Source organism: Bacillus sp. DTU_2020_1000418_1_SI_GHA_SEK_038, assembly GCF_032341175.1.
Lineage (GTDB): Bacteria > Bacillota > Bacilli > Bacillales > Cytobacillaceae > Cytobacillus.
In genome coordinates this window covers 17,656-35,722 of record NZ_CP135435.1, presented here as the reverse complement: position 1 = coordinate 35,722, position 18,067 = coordinate 17,656, and the positions used below count along the sequence as shown (strand labels likewise).

Sequence of the window (18,067 nt, the reverse complement as noted above, 5' to 3'; positions counted from 1 at the left end):
CGAGTAATCATACTAAATGTGGTTAAGTCCTCGACCGATTAGTATTTGTCAGCTCCACGTGTCGCCACGCTTCCACCTCAAACCTATCAACCTGATCATCTTTCAGGGGTCTTACTAGCTTGACGCTATGGGAAATCTCATCTCGAGGGGGGCTTCATGCTTAGATGCTTTCAGCACTTATCCCGTCCGCACATAGCTACCCAGCTATGCCTTTGGCAAGACAACTGGTACACCAGCGGTGCGTCCATCCCGGTCCTCTCGTACTAAGGACAGCTCCTCTCAAATTTCCTGCGCCCACGACGGATAGGGACCGAACTGTCTCACGACGTTCTGAACCCAGCTCGCGTACCGCTTTAATGGGCGAACAGCCCAACCCTTGGGACCGACTACAGCCCCAGGATGCGATGAGCCGACATCGAGGTGCCAAACCTCCCCGTCGATGTGGACTCTTGGGGGAGATAAGCCTGTTATCCCCGGGGTAGCTTTTATCCGTTGAGCGATGGCCCTTCCATGCGGAACCACCGGATCACTAAGCCCGACTTTCGTCCCTGCTCGACTTGTAGGTCTCGCAGTCAAGCTCCCTTATGCCTTTACACTCTTCGAATGATTTCCAACCATTCTGAGGGAACCTTTGGGCGCCTCCGTTACTCTTTAGGAGGCGACCGCCCCAGTCAAACTGCCCACCTGACACTGTCTCCCGCCCCGATCAGGGGCGCGGGTTAGAATTTCAATACAGCCAGGGTAGTATCCCACCAATGCCTCCACCGAAGCTGGCGCTCCGGCTTCCAAGGCTCCTACCTATCCTGTACAAGCTGTACCGAAATTCAATATCAGGCTACAGTAAAGCTCCACGGGGTCTTTCCGTCCTGTCGCGGGTAACCTGCATCTTCACAGGTACTATAATTTCACCGAGTCTCTCGTTGAGACAGTGCCCAGATCGTTACGCCTTTCGTGCGGGTCAGAACTTACCTGACAAGGAATTTCGCTACCTTAGGACCGTTATAGTTACGGCCGCCGTTTACTGGGGCTTCAATTCAGAGCTTCGCTTGCGCTAACCCCTCCTCTTAACCTTCCAGCACCGGGCAGGCGTCAGCCCCTATACTTCGCCTTGCGGCTTCGCAGAGACCTGTGTTTTTGCTAAACAGTCGCCTGGGCCTATTCACTGCGGCTCATCCGGGCTATTCACCCAAATGAGCACCCCTTCTCCCTAAGTTACGGGGTGATTTTGCCGAGTTCCTTAACGAGAGTTCTCTCGCTCACCTTAGGATTCTCTCCTCGCCTACCTGTGTCGGTTTGCGGTACGGGCACCTTTTCCCTCGCTAGAGGCTTTTCTTGGCAGTGTGGATTCAGGAACTTCGGTACTATATTTCCCTCGCTATCACAGCTCAAGCTTAACGCAAGCGGGATTTGCCTCGCTTGCACTCTAACTGCTTAGACGCGCTATTCCAGCAGCGCGCTTACCCTATCCTCCTGCGTCCCCCCATTGCTCAAACGGTAAAGAGGTGGTACAGGAATATCAACCTGTTGTCCATCGCCTACGCTTTTCAGCCTCGGCTTAGGTCCCGACTAACCCTGAGCGGACGAGCCTTCCTCAGGAAACCTTAGGCATTCGGTGGATGGGATTCTCACCCATCTTTCGCTACTCATACCGGCATTCTCACTTCTAAGCGCTCCACCAGTCCTTACGGTCTAGCTTCAACGCCCTTAGAACGCTCTCCTACCACGGACATCGCAGATGTCCATCCACAGCTTCGGTGATACGTTTAGCCCCGGTACATTTTCGGCGCAGAGTCACTCGACCAGTGAGCTATTACGCACTCTTTAAATGGTGGCTGCTTCTAAGCCAACATCCTGGTTGTCTAAGCAACTCCACATCCTTTTCCACTTAACGTATACTTTGGGACCTTAACTGGTGGTCTGGGCTGTTTCCCTCTTGACTACGGATCTTATCACTCGCAGTCTGACTCCCATGGATAAATCTTTGGCATTCGGAGTTTGTCTGAATTCGGTAACCCGATGAGGGCCCCTAGTCCAAACAGTGCTCTACCTCCAAGATTCTAACAACATGAGGCTAGCCCTAAAGCTATTTCGGAGAGAACCAGCTATCTCCAAGTTCGATTGGAATTTCTCCGCTACCCACACCTCATCCCCGCACTTTTCAACGTGCGTGGGTTCGGTCCTCCATCCAGTGTTACCTGGACTTCAACCTGGACATGGGTAGGTCACCTGGTTTCGGGTCTACGACCACATACTCAATTCGCCCTATTCAGACTCGCTTTCGCTGCGGCTCCGTCTATTCAACTTAACCTTGCATGTAATCGTAACTCGCCGGTTCATTCTACAAAAGGCACGCCATCACCCGTTAAAGGGCTCTGACTACTTGTAGGCACACGGTTTCAGGAACTATTTCACTCCCCTTCCGGGGTGCTTTTCACCTTTCCCTCACGGTACTGGTTCACTATCGGTCACTAGGGAGTATTTAGCCTTGGGAGATGGTCCTCCCTGCTTCCGACGGGATTTCACGTGTCCCGCCGTACTCAGGATCCACTCTGGAGGGAACGAAGTTTCAACTACAGGGCTTTTACCTTCTCTGGCCGGCCTTTCCAGACCTGTTCATTTACCTCGTTCCTTTGTAACTCCGTATAGAGTGTCCTACAACCCCAAGAGGCAAGCCTCTTGGTTTGGGCTAATCCCGTTTCGCTCGCCGCTACTCAGGGAATCGCGTTTGCTTTCTCTTCCTCCGGGTACTTAGATGTTTCAGTTCCCCGGGTCTGCCTTCAATACCCTATGTATTCAGGTAAAGATACTGTTCCATTACGAACAGTGGGTTCCCCCATTCGGAAATCTCCGGATCAAAGCTTACTTACAGCTCCCCGAAGCATATCGGTGTTAGTCCCGTCCTTCATCGGCTCCTAGTGCCAAGGCATTCACCGTGCGCCCTTATTAACTTAACCTTGTTCGGTGAATGATAAGCGGCGCATCTCTGCGTCAGCTCCGTCACTGTGCTCCTCGCGTACCAACTACGTACGCTCCGGTGCTCGTTCTGTCGCTTCCTTGATCTGCTTGCTTCTCATCCCCCTCACAACTCTTCTGAATTGTGATTTGGTTTTAAACTCTATATAAAATAGAGAGAATAACTAAAATGGCGATTACTCGGTTATTGCTTCTTCAAATCATTATCTAGTTTTCAAGGAACAATGTTTCTGATTTTAATCACAACGTGATTTTCCAGAAAAAAATAAACGAATGTGAATTCGTCATGGTGGAGCCTAGCGGGATCGAACCGCTGACCTCCTGCGTGCAAGGCAGGCGCTCTCCCAGCTGAGCTAAGGCCCCGTTAACATGAGATGGTGGGCCTAAATGGACTCGAACCATCGACCTCACGCTTATCAGGCGTGCGCTCTAACCAGCTGAGCTATAGGCCCATATATAACAGTGTTTGATAAATGATAAGCACGCATCACTAACGTAAGCTCTCATTTCTCTCACAAGGTATTAAATTATAAAGAGAAATAGTTCTCTCAAAACTGAACGAACAAGTAACGTCTTTTATTGAAGTATCAAGTACTTCAAATCTTCCTTAGAAAGGAGGTGATCCAGCCGCACCTTCCGATACGGCTACCTTGTTACGACTTCACCCCAATCATCTGTCCCACCTTAGGCGGCTGGCTCCTTACGGTTACCCCACCGACTTCGGGTGTTACAAACTCTCGTGGTGTGACGGGCGGTGTGTACAAGGCCCGGGAACGTATTCACCGCGGCATGCTGATCCGCGATTACTAGCGATTCCGGCTTCATGCAGGCGAGTTGCAGCCTGCAATCCGAACTGAGAATGGTTTTATGGGATTGGCTAAACCTCGCGGTCTTGCAGCCCTTTGTACCATCCATTGTAGCACGTGTGTAGCCCAGGTCATAAGGGGCATGATGATTTGACGTCATCCCCACCTTCCTCCGGTTTGTCACCGGCAGTCACCTTAGAGTGCCCAACTGAATGCTGGCAACTAAGATCAAGGGTTGCGCTCGTTGCGGGACTTAACCCAACATCTCACGACACGAGCTGACGACAACCATGCACCACCTGTCACTCTGTCCCCCGAAGGGGAAAGTCCTATCTCTAGGATTGTCAGAGGATGTCAAGACCTGGTAAGGTTCTTCGCGTTGCTTCGAATTAAACCACATGCTCCACCGCTTGTGCGGGCCCCCGTCAATTCCTTTGAGTTTCAGCCTTGCGGCCGTACTCCCCAGGCGGAGTGCTTAATGCGTTTGCTGCAGCACTAAAGGGCGGAAACCCTCTAACACTTAGCACTCATCGTTTACGGCGTGGACTACCAGGGTATCTAATCCTGTTCGCTCCCCACGCTTTCGCGCCTCAGCGTCAGTTACAGACCAGAGAGTCGCCTTCGCCACTGGTGTTCCTCCACATCTCTACGCATTTCACCGCTACACGTGGAATTCCACTCTCCTCTTCTGCACTCAAGTCCCCCAGTTTCCAATGACCCTCCACGGTTGAGCCGTGGGCTTTCACATCAGACTTAAAGGACCGCCTGCGCGCGCTTTACGCCCAATAATTCCGGACAACGCTTGCCACCTACGTATTACCGCGGCTGCTGGCACGTAGTTAGCCGTGGCTTTCTGGTTAGGTACCGTCAAGGTACCGCCCTATTCGAACGGTACTTGTTCTTCCCTAACAACAGAGTTTTACGATCCGAAAACCTTCATCACTCACGCGGCGTTGCTCCGTCAGACTTTCGTCCATTGCGGAAGATTCCCTACTGCTGCCTCCCGTAGGAGTCTGGGCCGTGTCTCAGTCCCAGTGTGGCCGATCACCCTCTCAGGTCGGCTACGCATCGTTGCCTTGGTGAGCCGTTACCTCACCAACTAGCTAATGCGCCGCGGGCCCATCTGTAAGTGATAGCCGAAGCCATCTTTCAGCTTTCCTACATGAGTAGAAAAGAATTATCCGGTATTAGCTCCGGTTTCCCGAAGTTATCCCAGTCTTACAGGCAGGTTGCCCACGTGTTACTCACCCGTCCGCCGCTAACTTTTGGGAGCAAGCTCCCGCAAGTTCGCTCGACTTGCATGTATTAGGCACGCCGCCAGCGTTCGTCCTGAGCCAGGATCAAACTCTCCAATAAATTGTGAGTTGATTAGCTCATAATGTCTTTTTTTATAAAAAGACTAAAAGTTAAACGTTGACGTTTTTGTTCGTTCAGTTTTCAAAGAACTATATTATCGCTCAGAGGCGACTTTATAATCATATCATCTCTAAAACACTATGTCAACAACTTTTTTTCTTAATGAATTCCGTTGTTTAATAAATGTTTTTGTGAAGACTTTTAATATATTAACATCATATATGTGAGCTGTCAATAAAATTCAACAAAAAAATTGAACAGCTACTTTGACGTGCAGCTGTTCATCTATTCAAATTATCCAAGTCTGTATAGCTACTAATGAAAACAAACCAGGAATCCCTAGAAAACCTGAGACAGAGGCAGTAATTAAATTAATGGGTACATGTATGCCAAACTGATTTCCAAACGTATTTAAAAAGAATAAAAACAGAGCACCAATCAATATCTTAATAATACCTTGTCCAACCATTTTAACCGGTTTTAGTGGCGTACCCATAAATAGTAGCAATAAAATGCAAACACCTAATATAGAAATGACGATAACAGGCTCCAATAAGAAAAATCCTCCTTTCGAGAAACTTGTACTATCAATTTATGAAATCGATATACAAAAAAGACCTCGATAGAAGGACTATGTCCAAAAATTATTTGTGTAAGGTTATATTTCTTTTTTTTACTTCTTTAAAAAGAAAGAAGTATTTTGCCTCTGCAAGTTTTGCTTGTGTCATAATCTCTGCGGATGGGTCGAAGCTTTTTTCAACAAGCGTTTTGTGATTTGTCCAAGTATCCCTTAAATCGTAAACCTTATCTAAAAGCTTTTCATCAAATTCCCTACGCAGCCAGCCCTTCCTACGAAATAACATTATCTTCGCCCCCATTAGAAAGCGCATGCGCCTCGACAGTTTTAAATCAAACTTCTCTTCTTCCCTCAAGTGCCTTTGATAGAGTTACTTCATCGGCATATTCAAGGTCCCCTCCGACAGGAAGCCCGTGGGCAATTCGCGTAGCACGAATTCCAGATGGCTTTAATAGACGAGAAATATACATCGCTGTCGCTTCTCCCTCAATATTAGGGTTCGTGGCAAGTATAACTTCTTGTACTGTGTCATCTTGGAGTCTTTTTAGAAGTGTGGGAATGTTTATATCCTCTGGCCCAATTCCATCCATTGGAGAGATAGCGCCTTGCAATACATGATATAAGCCATGATACTCTTTCATTTTTTCCATTGCAATGACATCTTTAGGATCTTGAACGACACAAATAACCGTTCGATCTCTTCTCTGATCTTCACAAATATAGCAAGGGTCTTGATCCGTAATATGGCCGCATACTGAGCAATAAGACAAATTCCTTTTGGCGTTCACTAACGCCTTTGCAAAATCAAGGACAGTGTCCTCCTTCATACTTAATATAAAAAATGCCAGACGAGCGGCCGTTTTCGGGCCGATACCTGGCAATTTCATAAAGCTGTCAATCAGCTTAGATATCGGTTCAGGATAATGCATATTAATTCCTCCTTAATAAGAAAAGCGGAAGCGCCTTCGGAACAATCAAAGAACGATTGTTCCTGCGATGATTATTCGCAGAAGCTTTCCTTAGTGCCCACCCCCGACAAGCACAAGACGAGCCTTCCCGGAAAGGTGCCCTTTCCTTTCTGGGAGGATTGGCTTGTGACCTCGAGGGGGTAGGTGCTGAAGCTAGACAAAGAAAAGCGGAAGCCCTTGATCAGGGACGACAAGCATAAGACAAGTTGGCAGGAAGGTCGCCTTTTACCTTCATGACAAGTTGGCTTATGACCTCGGGTCCCTAGGCACTGGAGCTAGACATTGAAAAGCGGAAGCGCCTATAAAAAGAAAAGCTTCAGTCTAATCCAACAACTGAAGCTAGACAATAGGAGTCTTTAGAACATTCCAGGCAGATTCATCCCTTTAGTGAATTGGCCCATCGTGTTATTTGTTAATTCATCTGCCTTTTTAAGAGCCTCGTTCGTTGCAGCTAATACAAGGTCTTGTAACATTTCGATATCCTCTGGATCTACTACTTCTTCTTTGATGTTTACTTCGAGGACTTCTTTATGGCCAGAAACAATGACAGAAACCATTCCGCCGCCAGCAGTCCCTTCGATTCTTTCTTCACCAAGCTTCTCCTGAGCTTCGGCCATTTTCTTTTGCATCTTTTGCATTTGTTTCATCATATTTTGCATATTTCCCATTCCACGCATTTAATTGTACCTCCAGTTAATTAGTCTGTTATTTCTACTAAATCATCACCAAATAATTTTTTCGCTTCGGCAATTAACGGCTCTTCCTCATTCGAATGTTCTTCGTTGACTCCATTATCTTGCTGGCTGTTGAGAAAATCTTCTCTGACTTTCTGCCATTGTTCATCAGGAATTCCAACGAGCTGCATTCGTTTTCCTAAGAGCTCATACATGACATTGGATAAGGTGTCGAGAAATCTCGTATTATCCATTGCCATTTGACAATGAATTTCATATTTAAATTTAATGATAAAGGCTGTAGAAGATGCGGCAACAGGCTCCGCTTCATTTAGCAAAGCAGCTTGGGACCTCATTTGATTATGAGCCAGCCTGTTTAACATTTCACCCCAATTGCTTTTTATCGCCATTAAATCATTTTTTGTAGCTTGCTTTAATATTTCGTTAACCTTCCCTGTTGGTGCTTGAAAGCCTTTACGAGAGCTTCTTTGTGCCTTTTTCTGAACGGCAGGCTGACCTTCATCTTGAATCACAACACCCTGGCGCTTCAAAAGGCTGATTTCATTCTCTAAATGTTCTATCTTTTGCAGAAGCGGCTGAAGGTCTCCGCCGGCTGCAGTCGATCCTTTTCTATCAAGCTGGCAAACCTTAACGATTGCCACCTCAAGAAAAATCCTCGGATGATTCGTCCAGCGCATTTCCTGCTGTGCTTTATTCAGTACTTCTATTAATTCATACAGCTCTTCTGGCTGAATTTTTTCGGCAAGCTGTTGGAATTCTTCATCCAACATAACTTTTTCCAGCGATTCCTCCAATTTAGGGGCTGCCTTAAAGAGAAGCATGTCTCGATAATATAGGATAAAGTCTTCAACAAATCGTGCAGGATCCTTCCCTTGGAAGAGAAGTTCCTCCAAGAATTCCAGACCCGCTGCCGCATTCCTTTCCATAACTGCAGAAGCCAGTTTATTTAAAAAACCTTGCGAAACAGCTCCTGTCACAGTTAAAGCATCATCTGTCGTCACTTCATCTTGGCTAAATGAAATAGCCTGATCAAGTAAACTTAATGCATCACGCATGCCGCCCTCTGCTGCTCTCGCAATCACATGCAATGCCTGTTCCTCACATTTGACGCCAGTCTCTTCGACAATGAGCTTCATTCTGCCTACAATTGCTTGTGCTGTAATGCGTTTAAAATCAAATCGCTGGCATCTTGAAATAATCGTAAGCGGAATCTTATGGGGCTCAGTTGTTGCTAAAATAAAGATAACATGCTTCGGAGGCTCCTCAAGTGTTTTCAATAAGGCATTAAAAGCTCCAATGGATAGCATATGAACTTCATCGACAATATAGACTTTATACCTTGCAATGTTTGGTGCATATTTAACCTTGTCCCGAATGTCCCTAATTTCTTCAACGCCGTTATTAGATGCGGCATCAATTTCAATGACATCCTGGATAGATCCGTCTGTTATCCCTTTACAAGTAGGGCATTCATTACAAGGTTCGTTTACTGGTGCCCTCTCACAGTTGACTGCCTTAGCCAAAATCTTTGCCGCACTTGTTTTCCCAGTGCCGCGGGGCCCAGAAAACAGATAGGCATGCGAGATTTTTTCCTGAAGCAGGGCGTTTTGCAATGTTTTCGTTACATGCTCCTGTCCGACAACATCAATAAAGCTTTGAGGACGCCAAACACGATATAAAGCCTGATAACTCATTGTTACGCCCCCTTCCTATGTATTCTCAACAACCATTATACCTTATTCATTTTCATTATTTCAAAGTATTAGAAATAAAAAAACTCATCCCGATTCAGAGAGATGAGTTTTGTTTATATAGTTAAACTGCCGTGCACCTTCCTTCGACTGGTTCCCATAAGCGTTACTTAAGCAGTTAGCTCGGCCCAGGCAACCCTGCGGCACATGGGAGCGTCCACTTAATGCTGCTTCCTTCCGGACCTGACATGGTTCATGGATTCCCATTGCGCAGGACCCGGGCGTCAACACCACTTACTTAAGGCAGGCCCTACAGGATACCAGCCTCGGGAAGGGATTCAGCCTCGCTAGAGCGGATTGCGAGTACAGGGCACCGCTACCTCCCCGCCTAGCACGGCAAAGTTGAAACCATATTTAGTTGCGCCATATGTGACGCATAATTAAGTATACTAATCTTTTGTGTAAAAATCAATTCCTATTCGCTGACAATTCCTGTATGATTATCCAACTGTGATTGTTTCCTTTGTTTCTTCTCTTTTTTTCTTCGGTCTCGCAAATTTCGGAAGAAAGATGACAGTAATTCACCGCACTCTTCTTCAAGAACTCCTGTTACTACCTCACTCTGATGATTGAATCGCTCATCTTGCAAAAGATTCATAAAAGTGCCTGCACAGCCGCCCTTCGGATCCTTTGCACCGTATACAACCTTTTTTATCCGAGAAAGAATAATGGCTCCGGCGCACATTGGGCATGGCTCAAGGGTAACATAAAGAATGGCATTCTCAAGCCTCCACGTGCCAAGCTGCTGGCATGCCTTATCAATTGCAAGTAACTCTGCATGCGAGATCGCATTTTGATTGGATTCCCTCAAATTATGGGCCCTTGCGATGATTTCCCCGTTTAGTACAATGATTGCCCCAATCGGGACTTCCTTTATTTGTTCAGCCTTTTTTGCCTCTTTTATCGCTTCTTGCATATATACTTCATCAGATTGTACCATTTGCAAATCCATTTTATTTCATCCTTTTAATTAGATCCTTCGCTAAATTATATCATGACTTTATTTTTCCTTTCATAAAATGGTGGTAGTGTTCAATTTTAGTCATCGATAAAGGCCCTTAATTGTTTGACGAAGGAGGAGTCATTTTGCAAATTCATGTTGTTCAAGAAAACCAAACCTTAACAAGTATTGCGCGTGCCTATGGATCGACCGCTAATGATATAGCTGAAGCTAATGAAATTCCTAATCCTAATAATTTAGTGGTTGGTCAAACCCTAGTAATTCCCATTGTCGGCCAATTTTACACGGTCCAAAGCGGGGATAGTCTATATTCAATTTCAAGGAAATTTGGTCTTTCCTACCAGGAACTTGCTTCAGTCAACCGTATTTCTGTAAACACTCCGCTTCAGGTCGGATTTAGACTTTATATTCCGCCCCGTCCAAAACAGCAGGCTGAATTTAATGCGTATGTAGAACCAAGGGGCACAACGGTAGCACCCAATTTAGAAACTAGTGCAAGAGAAGCCGCTCCTTATTTGACCTATTTAGCTCCTTTTAGCTTTCAGGCGCTTCGTGATGGGTCCCTGAAAGAGCCATTATTAAATAATTTTCCAGCCATTGCCCGCGCAAACAGAAATGTTTTAATGATGGTTATTACAAATCAAGAGAATGATCAATTTAGTGATGAACTAGGTCGAATTTTGCTTAATGATATTCCCATTCAAGACAAATTTTTAAATAATATTGTGGCAACTGCTAAAAAATATGGCTTCCGGGATATTCATTTCGATTTCGAATACTTACGCCCAGCGGATCGCGAAGCATACAATCGTTTTCTTAGGAAAGCCAAAGCTAGGTTTCAACAAGAAGGCTGGCTGCTCTCAACCGCACTCGCCCCAAAAACAAGCGCAGGGCAAAAAGGCCGCTGGTATGAAGCCCATGATTATAAAGCACACGGCGAAATCGTTGACTTCGTTGTCATCATGACCTATGAATGGGGCTATAGCGGCGGACCAGCCATGGCTGTTTCTCCGATTGGACCCGTTCGGAATGTATTAGAGTATGCAATATCTGAAATTCCTTCTAACAAAATATTGATGGGTCAAAACCTTTACGGCTATGACTGGACACTGCCATTTGTTCAAGGTTCCTTCGCTCGAGCAGTGAGCCCTCAGCAGGCCATACAGCTTGCCGCGGACAACAACGTCCCTATCCAGTATGACACAAAAGCTCAGGCACCATTTTTTACCTATACCGACAATGAAGGTAAGAAACATGAAGTCTGGTTTGAGGACGCCCGCTCCATTCAGGCAAAATTTGATTTGATTAAAGAATTGAAGTTAAGGGGAATGAGCTATTGGAAGCTTGGCCTTTCTTTTCCGCAAAACTGGCTATTGATCACAGAGAATTTTAATGTTGTAAAAAGACCTTAAATGATTATAAACAGCTGATACGTTGTCAGCTGTTTTTTTGTGTATTTCTGATAAAAAAAATTCCATATCCCTTCCATCACAATTGTGTGATAAAATAATTTTTGTGTCGTTTAAGAACGGAGTGCCATATAAAACTTAATAGACAAAGCAGTACGGAGTAGGAGGACTATCCATGGGAGCAACCCCTTTCATCACGGTTGAGGGACCAATAGGCGTTGGGAAAACATCACTGGCCAAGGCCATTTCCGATCATTTCGAATTTGCTCTACTGAAAGAAATAGTAGATGAAAATCCGTTTTTAGGTAAATTCTATGAAAACATCGAAGAATGGAGTTTTCAAACTGAAATGTTTTTCCTCTGCAACCGCTATAAGCAACTAGCTGATATTCAGAACCATTTCCTGAAGAAAGATAAGCCAGTCGTTGCAGATTATCATATATTTAAAAATCTTATTTTTGCCGGACGATCATTAAATACACAGGAATACGAAAAATATGAAAAAATTTACGGTATCCTAACAAAAGATATGCCAAAGCCCAATGTAGTGATTTATCTTCATGCAAGTCTTGAAACGATTTTAAGTCGTATTCGCCTAAGAGGAAGGGATATTGAAAAGAATATTAGCCCTTTGTATTTAGAGCAGTTATCTATTGACTATGACAAGGCGATTAGCGAATTCGAATCTCAGCACCCAGAGGTTTCAGTTCTGCGCTTCAATGGCGACCATTTAGACTTTGTAAAAAATCAAGACGATCTTCAAAAGATCATTGACACTTTATCTATCACATTAATTAAAGGGAGCATGCAATCATGATTCTTCGAAACAAATATGGAATCCCTTCAAATGCAGTCATCACGATTGCCGGAACGGTTGGAGTGGGAAAATCGACAATGACCAATGCCCTTGCAAAGGCTCTACACTTTCGCACATCCTTTGAAAAAGTGGATACCAATCCTTATTTAGATAAATTTTATGCGGATTTTGAACGCTGGAGCTTTCATCTGCAAATTTATTTTCTGGCTGAACGTTTTAAAGAACAAAAACGAATTTTTGAGTATGGCGGCGGTTTTATTCAAGATCGATCCATTTATGAGGACACTGGGATCTTTGCGAAAATGCATTATGAAAAAGGCACCATGTCCAAGGTCGATTACGAAACCTATACTAGCCTATTTGAGGCGATGGTCATGACTCCTTATTTCCCGCATCCGGACTTGCTTATTTATCTAGAAGGCTCCCTAGATGATATTTTATCGCGAATCCATGAACGAGGACGCCCAATGGAGCAGCAGACACCAATTGAGTATTGGAAGGAAATGCATAAGCGTTACGAGGATTGGATTAACTCCTTTAACGCTTGTCCTGTCCTTCGATTGAACATCAATGATTATGATATTATTGATGATGAAAGCTCAGTTGAACCGATTCTTGAACGGATTTCAGAGTTCATGAAGCAAACTCAATTATTAAAAAAATAGTCGCCTAAACAGGCGACTTTTTTAGTATTTAAAGTATAAAAAAAACCGCTACATGAGCCTGTAACGGTTTTTATCTCCAATTTATGCGCGTGTATAATGTCAATGATAATGGAGGAGGAAAGGGGATTCGAACCCCTGCGCGGTTTGACCCGCCTGTCGGTTTTCAAGACCGATCCCTTCAGCCGGACTTGGGTATTCCTCCGTATCGACAAGAAATAATATATCATTTTTAAAAATCGCTGTCAATATTATTTAATATTTTTTTTGAGCGGGAGTGACCCCGCTCAAAAAGTCTTTATGCACTCTATTTCCAATCTTTCTGGAATTCAACAAAAGTTTGGAATCTAACGAAAATTAATCCGGTTTAATAACATCCCTATTGCCCATATACGGACGCAGTACTTCTGGAATCACGACACTGCCATCTTCCTGCTGATAGTTTTCCAACAGAGCTGCAACGGTGCGGCCGATTGCAAGGCCAGATCCATTTAGTGTATGCACATGCTCAGGTTTACCCTTTGCTTCACGGCGGAAACGGATGTTCGCACGTCTTGCTTGGAAAGCTTCAAAGTTACTGCAAGAAGAAATCTCTCTGTAAGTGTTATAGCTTGGAATCCACACTTCAATATCATACTTTTTCGCAGCCGTGAAGCCAAGATCACCCGTACACATGCTCATCACACGGTATGGAAGGCCTAATAGCTGCAAAACCTTCTCGGCATTTTTTGTCAGCTTTTCTAATTCATCATAAGATTCTTCAGGCTTTACGAATTTAACAAGCTCCACCTTATTAAATTGGTGCTGGCGAATAAGCCCTCTCGTATCACGTCCAGCTGATCCTGCTTCAGAACGGAAGCAAGCACTAAATGCAGCATAATTAATCGGAAGATCCTCTGCGCTTAAGATTTCTTCTCTGTGCATATTCGTTACTGGCACTTCCGCTGTTGGAATTAAGAAATAGTCCTCATTTTCGATAAGGAAAGCATCCTCCTCGAACTTCGGAAGCTGGCCAGTACCTGTCATACTTGCACGATTGACTAAATAAGGCGGCAATACCTCTGTAAAGCCATGCTCCTCTGTGTGAAGATCAAGCATAAAGTTGAATAAAGCACGTTCAAGGCGTGCACCGAGTCCTTTGTAAAATACAAATCGGCTTCCTGTCACCTTCCCAGCACGTTCAAAATCAAGAATATTCAACTGATCCGCCACTTCCCAGTGCGGCTTCGGTTCAAAGTCAAACTGTCTAACCTCTCCCCACTTCCACGCTTCCACATTGTCGTCTTCAGTTTCTCCAACTGGGACACTTTCATGCGGAATATTTGGAATGCTAAGCAATAGTTGATCTAATTCCTCTTCAACCGTGCGCAGATCATCATCAAGCTCTTTAATTTGATCTCCAACCTCTCGCATTTCAGCAATTAAATGATCCGCGTCTTGTTTATCACGCTTTAAAATTGCAACCTGCTGAGAAACTTCATTCCGTCTGCTTTTCAGCTGTTCAGCTTTCACAATCAAATCCCGTCGTTTCGTATCAAGATCTTCAAATTTCCCAAGATCCGTTAAATCCTCGCCTCGATGCTCCAGCTTCTTTTTCACATCTTCAAAATTAGCTCTTAAATACTTAATATCTAACATTTCATAACCCCTCCTTATTTTTAAAAAAGGGGGCAAAACACAAAAAACTCCCGTCCCCAAAAAAGGGACGAGAGTTACCCGCGTTGCCACCCTAGTTGAAGGCAAAAGCCTTCCACCTTAAATTCATAACGGTTTTATACCGAAAGTATTTACTTGCCTACAAGGAGATTCAAAAATGTTCCCCTTTAGTGCGTTCCATACTTTGCTCGAGGATGGATTCACAAGCTTCACCCGCCAATTCTCACCAGCCATTGGCTCTCTTAAGAATGAAAATCCTGTTACTAGTTCCTCTCATTGCTTTTGATTATAGAAATTTTTGTAATTCATAATGTACTACAATTATGAACCATTTGCAACTATATTATGCAAAATAGTTTTTCTTCGCTTCTTTCCTATAATGAAACTAAACAACAAAAAGGGCTTCCTGTCAAGACAAGAAACCCTTTTTACTAAAACCAACCTTTTACAGTTGAAGAGATGCCCCCAAAGACATTCCCGAAAAAGCTGCCGATTCCACGCATCATTAAAACAAACCAGTTCGCCTTTTCAATATCTTCAGCTGCAACAACATCTACTTGAATTCTACTTTTTCCTTCTTCAGATAAAAATTCTAAGTCACCTTCATTAGAAGATTCAATCGTTAAAGTTCCGACCTTTTCCCCTTCTTTAACTGGCGCCGTTAATTCCCCTTTATTATTTAGCTTTTCTTTATCCAAAACTAGCTTTGTCTTATAGTTTTCTTTTTCGCCATTTTTCACGACCATTGTGATTGGATCCTTTGTTTCAATCTTCACCTTGTCTTCTTTTCCTTTAATAACAGGTAAAGTCTTTTGACCCTTCACTTGGTGATTAGCTGGTACTAGCTCTTCTTTGCCAAAATTACTAAACGCATAATTAAACATTTTCTTTGTTTCATCAAAGCGGGATTTATATGTACCCTTACCGCTTTCATCCTTGGCATTCATAATAACAGTGATATAACGTGTGCCATTTCTAATAGCTGTTCCTGTAAAGCAATAGCCTGCAAACTCCGTTGTTCCTGTTTTTAGGCCATCTACGCCCTCAAAGCCATATACAAGACTAGGAAGCATCCAGTTCCAGTTTTGCATGTCAATCGCATCTTCTGTGCCTTCTCTGAAGGTCATTTTCGGAATAGTTGTCGTTTCTAACACTTCTGGGTAGTCATTAAGCAAATAAGAAGCTAGCTTTGCAGTAGCTCTTGCAGACATCACATTCTCTTCATCTTCTGTCCCAGTATGGTGGAATCCTTTTAAATGTTTATTATTTAAGCCAGATGAGTTAACAAACTTGAAATCTTTTAACCCTAGTTCTTCTGCCTTTTTATTCATCATTTTTACAAAGTTCTCTTCAGAACCCGCAAGCGTTTCTGCAATGGCAATCGTCGCACCATTTGCCGAGTAAATCGTCATTGCTTGGTACAGTTCACGAATATTATATTTTCCATCTCTGCGCAAAGGTACATTGGATAAATCCCTATCATGTGAAATCTTCCAGACATACTCGCTGACGGAATATTCTTGGTCCCATTTCACTCTTCCTTCTTTAATCGCTTCCAGAAGAAGATACTCAGTCATCATTTTTGTCATACTAGCGATACCAAGAACTTGGTCGGCGTTTTTAGAATAAAGTACTTTACCTGTCTCTGCTTCTACTAAAATAGCAGCATCGCCATTAACATTTAAAAAATCTTCTGCATAGGCTCTATTTAAGCTAGGAAAAAGGCCTATTACCATTACGAATGCAAGAATACTAGCTACATATTTGCGGAATTTTTTCAATACAAAGCCCTCCAACTTTTTAGTACACGTTTGATATTTTATCATAATTCGACATTAAAACATAGACAGAGGATTTACCTATTCTTACCTAAGATGTTTCAAATAAAAAGCAGAGTAGCGTTATGCTTACTCTGCTTTTAAATTTTTTATTGAATTATGAAAAAGAATAGTTTGGTGCTTCTTTTGTTATTTGGACATCATGCGGATGGCTTTCCTTTAATCCAGCACCAGTCATCCTTACAAATTGTGATTTCTCTCTTAATTCCGTTAAATCCTTTGTTCCACAATACCCCATACCTGAACGCAGACCGCCCACAAGCTGATAAATTGTATCTGCTAAAGGCCCTTTATATGGAAGGCGGCCTTCAATTCCCTCCGGCACAAATTTCTTATTATCTTCTTGGAAATAACGATCCTTTGAACCCTTTTCCATCGCAGCAACAGAACCCATTCCGCGGTAAACCTTAAAGCGGCGACCTTGGAAGATTTCTGTTTCCCCTGGACTTTCGGATACTCCTGCTAATAGGCTGCCAAGCATAACGGCATGTCCACCAGCAGCAAGAGCTTTTACTACATCACCTGAATATTTAATTCCACCGTCAGCAATAATTGACTTTCCATGCTTTCTTGCCTCAGTAGCACAATCATACACGGCTGTAATTTGAGGGACGCCTACTCCTGCAACCACTCGAGTTGTACAAATGGAGCCAGGTCCAATTCCTACTTTGACAATATCTGCTCCTGCTTCAATTAAATCCTTTGTGCCTTCTGCAGTTGCAACATTTCCAGCAATGATCGCTAGATTTGGGTAAGTGTTTCTTATTTCACGAACAGTATCTAATACGCCTTTTGAATGTCCGTGTGCAGTATCCACTACAATAACATCCACTTGAGATTTTACAAGCATTGCGACACGCATCATTGTATCTTTCGTTACACCAACAGCAGCTCCAACTAATAAGCGGCCCTGATCATCTTTAGCCGAATTTGGAAACTCAATCACTTTTTCAATATCTTTTATCGTAATTAAACCTTTTAGGATCCCTTCACTGTCCACAAGCGGGAGCTTTTCAATTTTATGCTTTTGCAGAATGCTCTCTGCTTCTTCTAAAGTAGTTCCCACAGGTGCAGTGACAAGGTTTTCCTTTGTCATAACATCAGAAATAATAATCGAATAATCCGAAATAAATCGAAGATCTCGGTTTGTTAAAATCCCAACAAGTTTTTGCTCTTCACCATTATTTACGATAGGTACACCTGAAATTCGGTATTTCCCCATTAAATGCTCTGCATCATATACTTGTTGTTCTGGGGTAAGGAAAAATGGGTCTGTAATAACGCCGCTTTCAGAGCGCTTCACTTTATCGACTTGCTCAGCCTGCTGCTCAATCGTCATATTTTTATGAATGACACCCAATCCACCTTGTCGAGCCATCGCAATAGCCATTTCCGCTTCAGTTACAGTATCCATCCCTGCACTGATGATTGGAATATTAAGCTTAATCTTTTCTGCTAACTGAACACTTAAACTTACATCACGTGGAAGAACCTCTGATTTTGAAGGAACAAGCAATACATCATCAAACGTTAAACCTTCTTTTACAAACTTACTTTCCCACATCTTTTTGACCCCCATTTCTTGAAAATATTATTAG

The 18,067-nt window shown here is 43.6% G+C and carries 12 protein-coding genes, 3 tRNA genes, 2 rRNA genes, 1 other RNA gene and 1 other annotated feature; of the genes, 3 read left to right on the top strand and 15 right to left on the bottom strand.

Features of this window, described 5'->3' with window-relative positions; genetic code table 11:
- Positions 1 to 18 precede the first annotated feature (18 nt).
- The 11 genes from RRV45_RS00160 to tadA all read right to left on the bottom strand — a co-directional run bounded on the left by RRV45_RS00160 (position 19) and on the right by tadA (position 10,078).
- Positions 19 to 2,954 (bottom strand): 23S ribosomal RNA (locus tag RRV45_RS00160).
- Positions 2,955 to 3,260: 306 nt separating this feature from the next.
- Positions 3,261 to 3,336, bottom strand: a tRNA-Ala gene (locus RRV45_RS00155).
- 12 nt (positions 3,337 to 3,348) lie between these two features.
- A tRNA-Ile gene (locus tag RRV45_RS00150) sits at positions 3,349 to 3,425 on the bottom strand.
- A 159-nt stretch (positions 3,426 to 3,584) separates the two neighbouring features.
- A 16S ribosomal RNA gene (locus tag RRV45_RS00145) occupies positions 3,585 to 5,135 on the bottom strand.
- The 16S and 23S rRNA genes sit together here with 2 tRNA genes alongside, the layout of an rRNA operon.
- A gap of 289 nt (positions 5,136 to 5,424) precedes the next feature.
- Positions 5,425 to 5,688, bottom strand: a complete 264-nt coding sequence (locus RRV45_RS00140; RefSeq protein WP_315666794.1) for a pro-sigmaK processing inhibitor BofA family protein — start codon at positions 5,686 to 5,688, stop codon at positions 5,425 to 5,427.
- Between the two features lie 91 nt (positions 5,689 to 5,779).
- Positions 5,780 to 5,998 (bottom strand): YaaL family protein, encoded by a 219-nt coding sequence (locus RRV45_RS00135; RefSeq protein WP_315666793.1) that lies wholly within the window; start codon positions 5,996 to 5,998, stop codon positions 5,780 to 5,782.
- Positions 5,999 to 6,044: 46 nt separating this feature from the next.
- A complete protein-coding gene (gene recR / locus RRV45_RS00130) occupies positions 6,045 to 6,641 on the bottom strand; it encodes a recombination mediator RecR (protein ID WP_066302038.1) in 597 nt (198 codons plus the stop codon).
- A 395-nt stretch (positions 6,642 to 7,036) separates the two neighbouring features.
- A complete protein-coding gene (locus RRV45_RS00125) occupies positions 7,037 to 7,357 on the bottom strand; it encodes a YbaB/EbfC family nucleoid-associated protein (RefSeq protein ID WP_066302040.1) in 321 nt (106 codons plus the stop codon).
- A gap of 20 nt (positions 7,358 to 7,377) precedes the next feature.
- Complete coding sequence (gene dnaX, locus RRV45_RS00120) at positions 7,378 to 9,069, bottom strand: DNA polymerase III subunit gamma/tau (protein ID WP_315666792.1); 1,692 nt, start codon at positions 9,067 to 9,069, stop codon at positions 7,378 to 7,380.
- Between the two features lie 129 nt (positions 9,070 to 9,198).
- Positions 9,199 to 9,463: signal recognition particle sRNA large type (gene ffs, locus RRV45_RS00115), an RNA gene on the bottom strand.
- Positions 9,464 to 9,541: 78 nt separating this feature from the next.
- Complete coding sequence (gene tadA / locus RRV45_RS00110; protein ID WP_315666791.1) at positions 9,542 to 10,078, bottom strand: tRNA adenosine(34) deaminase TadA; 537 nt, start codon at positions 10,076 to 10,078, stop codon at positions 9,542 to 9,544.
- A gap of 134 nt (positions 10,079 to 10,212) precedes the next feature.
- Here tadA and RRV45_RS00105 point away from each other — a divergent pair, with 134 nt between their 5' ends.
- From RRV45_RS00105 to RRV45_RS00095, 3 genes are all read left to right on the top strand, one after another.
- A complete protein-coding gene (locus tag RRV45_RS00105) occupies positions 10,213 to 11,499 on the top strand; it encodes a glycoside hydrolase family 18 protein (RefSeq protein ID WP_315666790.1) in 1,287 nt (428 codons plus the stop codon).
- A gap of 172 nt (positions 11,500 to 11,671) precedes the next feature.
- On the top strand, positions 11,672 to 12,313 hold the full coding sequence (locus tag RRV45_RS00100; protein ID WP_315666789.1) for a deoxynucleoside kinase: 642 nt from the start codon (positions 11,672 to 11,674) through the stop codon (positions 12,311 to 12,313).
- Positions 12,310 to 12,978 (top strand): deoxynucleoside kinase, encoded by a 669-nt coding sequence (locus tag RRV45_RS00095; protein WP_315666788.1) that lies wholly within the window; start codon positions 12,310 to 12,312, stop codon positions 12,976 to 12,978. The genes RRV45_RS00100 and RRV45_RS00095 overlap by 4 nt, the downstream gene beginning before the upstream one ends.
- Before the next feature lie 109 nt (positions 12,979 to 13,087).
- On the opposite strand, the gene RRV45_RS00090 is transcribed toward RRV45_RS00095, so the two are convergent.
- The 4 genes from RRV45_RS00090 to guaB form a co-directional block, all read right to left on the bottom strand.
- Positions 13,088 to 13,180, bottom strand: a tRNA-Ser gene (locus tag RRV45_RS00090).
- Between the two features lie 152 nt (positions 13,181 to 13,332).
- Entirely contained in the window at positions 13,333 to 14,613 is a 1,281-nt protein-coding gene (gene serS / locus RRV45_RS00085) for a serine--tRNA ligase (RefSeq protein ID WP_315666787.1), read from the bottom strand.
- Positions 14,614 to 14,673: 60 nt separating this feature from the next.
- Positions 14,674 to 14,917, bottom strand: a binding site (T-box leader).
- Between the two features lie 145 nt (positions 14,918 to 15,062).
- Positions 15,063 to 16,367, bottom strand: coding sequence for a D-alanyl-D-alanine carboxypeptidase family protein (locus RRV45_RS00080; RefSeq protein WP_315668891.1), 1,305 nt, complete (start codon positions 16,365 to 16,367; stop codon positions 15,063 to 15,065).
- 199 nt (positions 16,368 to 16,566) lie between these two features.
- Positions 16,567 to 18,033, bottom strand: coding sequence for an IMP dehydrogenase (gene guaB / locus RRV45_RS00075; protein WP_315666786.1), 1,467 nt, complete (start codon positions 18,031 to 18,033; stop codon positions 16,567 to 16,569).
- Between the last annotated feature and the right edge of the window lie 34 nt (positions 18,034 to 18,067).

Bases quoted from the DNA above. Each gene is read 5' to 3' on its own strand.
- RRV45_RS00135 (WP_315666793.1), bottom strand. From the start codon at position 5,998: ATGTTATTTCGTAGGAAGGGCTGGCTGCGTAGGGAATTTGATGAAAAG.
- recR (WP_066302038.1), bottom strand. From the start codon at position 6,641: ATGCATTATCCTGAACCGATATCTAAGCTGATTGACAGCTTTATGAAA.
- RRV45_RS00125 (WP_066302040.1), bottom strand. From the start codon at position 7,357: ATGCGTGGAATGGGAAATATGCAAAATATGATGAAACAAATGCAAAAG.
- dnaX (WP_315666792.1), bottom strand. From the start codon at position 9,069: ATGAGTTATCAGGCTTTATATCGTGTTTGGCGTCCTCAAAGCTTTATT.
- tadA (WP_315666791.1), bottom strand. From the start codon at position 10,078: ATGGATTTGCAAATGGTACAATCTGATGAAGTATATATGCAAGAAGCG.
- RRV45_RS00100 (WP_315666789.1), top strand. From the start codon at position 11,672: ATGGGAGCAACCCCTTTCATCACGGTTGAGGGACCAATAGGCGTTGGG.
- RRV45_RS00095 (WP_315666788.1), top strand. From the start codon at position 12,310: ATGATTCTTCGAAACAAATATGGAATCCCTTCAAATGCAGTCATCACG.
- serS (WP_315666787.1), bottom strand. From the start codon at position 14,613: ATGTTAGATATTAAGTATTTAAGAGCTAATTTTGAAGATGTGAAAAAG.
- RRV45_RS00080 (WP_315668891.1), bottom strand. From the start codon at position 16,367: ATGGTAATAGGCCTTTTTCCTAGCTTAAATAGAGCCTATGCAGAAGAT.
- guaB (WP_315666786.1), bottom strand. From the start codon at position 18,033: ATGTGGGAAAGTAAGTTTGTAAAAGAAGGTTTAACGTTTGATGATGTA.